General features: G+C 67.7%; 5 protein-coding genes, 1 tRNA gene and 1 pseudogene. 5 read left to right on the top strand and 2 right to left on the bottom strand.

Features of this window, described 5'->3' with window-relative positions; genetic code table 11:
* Nucleotides 1-258: 258 nt before the first annotated feature.
* Nucleotides 259-906 carry a TetR family transcriptional regulator gene (locus ON38_RS21155; protein WP_030522269.1) on the bottom strand — a complete coding sequence of 216 codons (648 nt, stop codon included), beginning with the start codon at nucleotides 904-906 and terminating at the stop codon, nucleotides 259-261.
* Between the two features lie 162 nt (nucleotides 907-1,068).
* The gene (locus ON38_RS21160; protein ID WP_051165028.1) at nucleotides 1,069-1,731 is read right to left on the bottom strand and encodes a TetR/AcrR family transcriptional regulator; all 663 of its coding nucleotides are present in this window, start codon (nucleotides 1,729-1,731) and stop codon (nucleotides 1,069-1,071) included.
* 320 nt (nucleotides 1,732-2,051) lie between these two features.
* Between ON38_RS21160 and ON38_RS21165 the strand changes: the two genes are divergently transcribed.
* From ON38_RS21165 to ON38_RS21185, 5 genes and pseudogenes are all read left to right on the top strand, one after another.
* Nucleotides 2,052-2,122, top strand: a tRNA-Gln gene (locus ON38_RS21165).
* 43 nt (nucleotides 2,123-2,165) lie between these two features.
* The gene (gene glmU / locus ON38_RS21170; protein WP_039826672.1) at nucleotides 2,166-3,656 is read left to right on the top strand and encodes a bifunctional UDP-N-acetylglucosamine diphosphorylase/glucosamine-1-phosphate N-acetyltransferase GlmU; all 1,491 of its coding nucleotides are present in this window, start codon (nucleotides 2,166-2,168) and stop codon (nucleotides 3,654-3,656) included.
* Complete coding sequence (locus tag ON38_RS21175) at nucleotides 3,653-4,633, top strand: ribose-phosphate diphosphokinase (protein WP_030522272.1); 981 nt, start codon at nucleotides 3,653-3,655, stop codon at nucleotides 4,631-4,633. Before glmU ends, ON38_RS21175 begins: the two co-directional genes overlap by 4 nt.
* A gap of 118 nt (nucleotides 4,634-4,751) precedes the next feature.
* Nucleotides 4,752-4,997: a hypothetical protein gene (locus ON38_RS21180; protein ID WP_039826673.1), complete on the top strand. Its 246-nt coding sequence runs from the start codon at nucleotides 4,752-4,754 to the stop codon at nucleotides 4,995-4,997.
* 80 nt (nucleotides 4,998-5,077) lie between these two features.
* Nucleotides 5,078-5,630, top strand: a pseudogene (locus ON38_RS21185) (hypothetical protein); the annotation flags it as partial.

The raw sequence follows: 5,630 nt of genomic DNA on the forward strand, positions 1-5,630 counted from the left end.
GGTTGCGTCGGCATTCGAGGTCCGGGTCGGATGCCGACTCGACCGCCTCGGTGACCCTAGCGTCCGAGCCGGATCTTCACGCATGTGGCCGCACCGTCTTGGTGCCGAGTCTTACGAGGCCCTGAAAGGGTCGAGGCCCGTCCCGCCGTTCAGGCCTCGAAAGCGCCCGCGCCGAAGGCGCAAGTCTCGAGGCCTGAACGGCGGGACCAAGGGGGCCTCGACCCCGCGCCGCCGAAGGCGGCGCCAAAAAACACAGCACTACGGCACGTAGCGCCGCAACCGCCTTGCCGCGAACTCGCGGAAGTAGGACACCTTGTCGTCGGGGACGATGGAGGGGAGCAGGAAGTACCAGGCCCGCTCCATGCGCGAGGCCATCTGGTCCACCGATTCCGTGCCGACCGCCACGATGTGGATTCCCGTGGTGAGCCCGTACAGCAGCAGGCCGACGGTCTCCGGGTCGAGATCGGGGAGCAGGTCGCCCTGGGTGATCGCCCGTTCGGCGAGTAGACGATAGGTCTCGCCCCAGGTCTTGGCGATATTGTCGCCGTTGGCGCCGCGGTAGTCGCCGATCTGATGGGTGAGTTTCAGCATGGCGCCGACCATCGGATCGTTCATCGACAGGTCGGCCACCACATAGGTGATGCCGATGGCGGCTTCGAGGGCGGGGACCCGGGAGTCGAAGAATCCTTTACAGGACGCGATGAGCCGTTCGTTGCCCTGGTCGACCACGGCCCGGGCCAGTTCCTCTTTGGACCCGAAGTGAAAGTACAGGGCGCCTTTGGTCACGTTGGACTGCGCGATGATCTCGCTGAGGCTCGCATTGGCGTAGCCCAAGCGCAGAAAGACATCGGCAGCGCCGGCGAGAACGGAATCGCGAGTGATCTCCGCGCGCGCTTGCCTAGCCATCAGCTCCGCCTGTCATCCCAATAACCAGCCATCCTGAAGTAGACCGACATTGTCGAAGTAGACCGACTTACCGCCCGAACAGCACCCAAAGGATGGGTGAACCGTACCATCCGTGTTCGCTACAGCTCCCGATTCGTCGGGCCGCCCGAGTTCGCCGGTAGTTCATCGAAGGTTGCCCGAACTGCGCTGCCCGCCCGGGGAGTTCGCCGGCGGCTGCCCGGGCAGAGCGGGCCATTCCGAGCTGAGCTGCGGGTCGGCTTCCAGATGACGCAAACCGTTCCAGCACAGATTGACCAGATGGGCCGCGACGACTTCCTTGGACGGGCTGCGTACATCCAGCCACCAGGTGGCGGTGGTGGCCACCATCCCGACCAGTGCTTGTGCGTAGAGGCCGGCCAGGCTGATATCGAAACCGCGACGTTCGAAATCGCCGCCGAGCAGATGCGCCACCTGGTTCACCGCTTCGTTGAGCAGACTCGAGTAGCGGCCGTCGGTGGAGGACACCGGCTGATCACGGACCAGGATGCGGAAGCCGTCGGTGCGCTGCTCGATATAGGTGAGCAGGGCCAGCGCCACCTGTTCGAGCCGCACCCGCGACCGGTTGTTGGTGAGCGAGGAGGTGATCATGTCCAGCAGCATCGACATCTCCCGGTCGACCACGACCGCGTAGAGCCCTTCTTTACCGCCGAAATGTTCGTAGACGACCGGTTTGGACACCAGCGCGCGTTGCGCGATCTCCTCGATGGACGTGGCGTCGTAGCCGCGTTCGGCGAACAGGGCCCGGCCGATTTCGATCAACTGCTGGCGCCGCTGGGTACCTGTCATCCGCTGGCGGCCCGCCGGGGCGGGGTCGGCGCCCTCTTTCGTCTCACCGGCGGCCCGTAACTCCTCGGTTGTTCTCGGTTCTCCCGACGCCACGTTCCCGCCTCCCTGGTTATCGGGGCCGCGGGTGCCGGAGCCGGACCTACGACCAGAACCATCGAGATCAACTGTCCCAGACCCGTGGCAGCCGCAGTCACCCGGGCGGCGCCGGGGCCGCTGGCGTGTCGCCACCACCACGGTTCGACGTATCCCGGGGTGGCATGCGAGTATCGTTCCCGTGCCGGGGCACAGCGGCGGGTTTCGGGTACCTGCCGGTGTGACAGTCCGCCGTAGTGTAATGGCAGCACCTCTGATTTTGGTTCAGATAGTTCAGGTTCGAGTCCTGGCGGCGGAGCAGCTCGCGTGCACGATGACCATCGTCGGCCCGAGGGAGATACATGCAGGAGCAGACCGCCGTCATCGTGCTAGCCGCAGGTGCCGGTACGAGAATGCGGTCGAAGACGCCCAAGGTGCTGCACCCGCTCGCCGGGCGCAGCATGCTGGCGCACGCGCTGTACGCGGCCCACGCCATCGACCCGCACCATCTGGTGACGGTGGTGGGGCACGACCGGGAGCAGGTCGGCGCGGCCGCGGCCGCGGTGGCCACCGAACTCGACCGGGAGATCGTGCCGGTGGTGCAGGAGCAGCAGCTCGGTACCGGGCACGCCGTGCAGGTGGGGCTCACCGGGTTGCCCACTGACTTCGCCGGTGATGTCATCGTCACGTCCGGGGATGTCCCGCTGCTGGACGGGCACACCCTCGCCGCGCTGCTCGACGAGCACCGCAGCTATTCCGAGCGCCCCGCTGTCACGGTCCTCACCTTCGTCCCCGACGATCCCAACGGCTACGGCCGGATCGTGCGCGACGCCGACGGTGAGGTCGCCGAGATCGTCGAACACGCCGACGCGACTCCGCAGCAGGCCGCCATTCGCGAGGTCAATTCCGGTGTGTACGCCTTCGACGCCGCGGTACTGCGCACCATGCTGGGCCGGCTGTCGACCGCCAACGCCCAGCACGAGCTGTATCTGACCGATGTCCTGAGACTCGCCCGCGAGGCCGGCTACCCGGTGCAGGGCGCCCGGCTGGTCGATTCGGCCAAGGTCACCGGTGTGAACGACCGCGTACAGCTGGCCGCCGCGGCCCGGACGCTCAACCGCTACATCCTGGAGCGCCATATGCGCGCCGGCGTCACCATCGTGGATCCCGCCACCACCTGGATCGATACCGATGTCCGGATCGGCCGCGACACCGTGGTGCGGCCGGGGGTACAGCTGCTGGGCACCACGGTGGTCGGCGAGGACGCCGAGATCGGCCCGGACTCCACCCTGACCAACAGCGTGGTCGGTGACGGCGCCCGGGTGATCCGCACCCACGGTGAAGCCGCGACGATCGCCGCGCGGGCGACGGTCGGGCCGTTCAGCTATCTGCGTCCGGGCACGGTGCTGGGCGAGTCCGGCAAGATCGGCGCCTTCGTGGAGACCAAGAACGTCGAGATCGGCCGGCATACCAAGGTCCCGCACCTGACCTATATCGGCGACGCCACCATCGGTGAGCACAGCAACATCGGAGCATCCAGTGTGTTCGTGAACTACGACGGTGTGCGCAAGCACCGCACTGTCGTGGGGTCACACGTGCGCACCGGCAGCGATACGATGTTCATCGCCCCGGTGACCGTGGGTGACGGCGCCTATACCGGGGCAGGTACTGTACTGCGGGAAGACGTTCCACCGGGCGCGTTGGCGGTGTCCGGCGGGGCGCAGCGCAATATCGAGAACTGGGTGCAGCGGAAACGACCGGGAACCGCTGCAGCAGAGGCGGCAGCGATTGCTCTCGCGGCCGAAGAGACACCAGGTCGGGCAACAAAGCTTAAGGATGGCAACCAGCAGTGACCGCGTCATGGATCGACAACCAGAAGAACCTGATGCTCTTCGCCGGACGGTCGCACCCCGAACTGGCCGAGCAGGTGGCCAAGGAACTCGACGTTCACGTCACTCCGCAGACCGCGCGTGATTTCGCGAACGGGGAGATCTTCGTACGGTTCGAGGAGTCGGTCCGCGGTTCCGACGCCTTCGTCCTGCAGAGCTTTCCGGCGCCGCTGAATCAGTGGCTGATGGAACAGCTGATCATGATCGACGCGCTCAAGCGCGGTTCGGCCAAGCGGATCACCGCCATCCTGCCGTTCTACCCCTACGCCCGCCAGGACAAGAAGCACCGCGGCCGCGAGCCCATCTCGGCCCGCCTGGTCGCCGATCTGCTCAAGACCGCCGGCGCCGACCGCATCGTCACCGTCGATCTGCACACCGACCAGATCCAGGGTTTCTTCGACGGCCCGGTCGACCATATGCACGCGCAGCTGCAGCTCGCCGAGTACGTGCGCACCAACTACAGCCTCGACAACATCACCGTGGTCTCCCCCGACTCCGGCCGTGTCCGGGTGGCGGAGAAGTGGGCGGATTCGCTGGACGGTGCCCCGCTGGCGTTCATTCACAAGACCCGTGACCCGCTGGTCCCCAACCAGGTGAAGTCGAACCGGGTGGTCGGCTCCGTCGAGGGCCGTACCTGCATTCTCATCGACGACATGATCGACACCGGTGGCACCATCGCCGGCGCGGTGAATGTCCTGCGTGAGGCCGGCGCCGGCGATGTGGTCATCGCGGCCACCCACGGTGTGCTGAGCGCTCCGGCCGCCGAACGGCTCGCGTCCTGCGGTGCCCGGGAGGTCGTGGTGACCAACACCCTGCCGATCACCGAGGACAAGAAGTTCCCGCAGCTCACCGTGCTGTCCATCGCGCCGCTGCTGGCTCGCACCATCCGTGAGGTGTTCGAGAACGGTTCGGTGACCGGACTGTTCAACGGCAACGCCTGATCCTTTCCTCCAACGGCCCCGGACCCACGGTCCGGGGCCGTTCGGCGTTCGGGGCGGGTGCCGACACCGCTGGTCACGGTCCCGCCGGGGGACGTCGCGACGGCGCATACTGGTTGGTATGGACCGCGAACCACAAGAGCCCGATATGGGCGACGACGACCAGGAGGACGAGGTCCGCGCCTACGAACGGTATATCGAGGACCCGCCCGCCGACCTGCGCATACGTAACCGGGAAGGCGACGACGACGGCCGCCTCGGCATAACCGACGAGCTGCGGCAGGAACCCGACCGGCGCGACCGCGCCGACGACGACACCCGGCCCGCCGAGGCCGCCGCCATCCATATCGAAGAAGAACCCGAATAGGGGACCATCCGGCAGCTGATGCTGCGCCCGCACCGCGGTACCGGCCTACGAGCCCTCGACGATACGAACGAGGAGACGTGATGAGCACACCGCAGGACCCGCGCGACTCCGGCGACAACCCGGAGGACAGGAGCACAGACCGGCCGGGACCCGATTCCGGCGCGACCGGCGGGCCTGCGGCGGACCGCCCCCGGGAAACACCGGACGCGCCGTACGTCACCCCGGGGGCACCGCAACCACCCGACGACACACAGACCCCGGGACACGCCCCGGAACCTCCGGCGGGTGACACGGGCGCCGGCACCCCGCACCCGCCGGAGACCGGCGAACCGTACGGTGCGCAGGCGGCACGGTCCGATGATCCACCCACCGAGTACCTGCCGAAACTGCTCGGCCGTGGCTCCCGGCCGGCGACCGGGCCGGAACATGCCGCGCCGGGACCCGGCGAAGGTGGCGCAGCCTCCGAGCCGGGATGGCACCCCGACAGTGCGGAGCAGCCCCCGCCCGGCGGTGAAGTGCCCCCGCAGGCCTGGTCGCCCCGCCCCGAGGAACAGTCCCCCGGGCAGGCCTGGCAGCAGCAGTCGCCCGGCGGCTATCCCGGTCCCGGGCAGCAGCAGGGTGGGGCGCCCTATC

The organism is Nocardia testacea NBRC 100365, from assembly GCF_000308775.1.
Taxonomy (GTDB): domain Bacteria; phylum Actinomycetota; class Actinomycetes; order Mycobacteriales; family Mycobacteriaceae; genus Nocardia; species Nocardia testacea.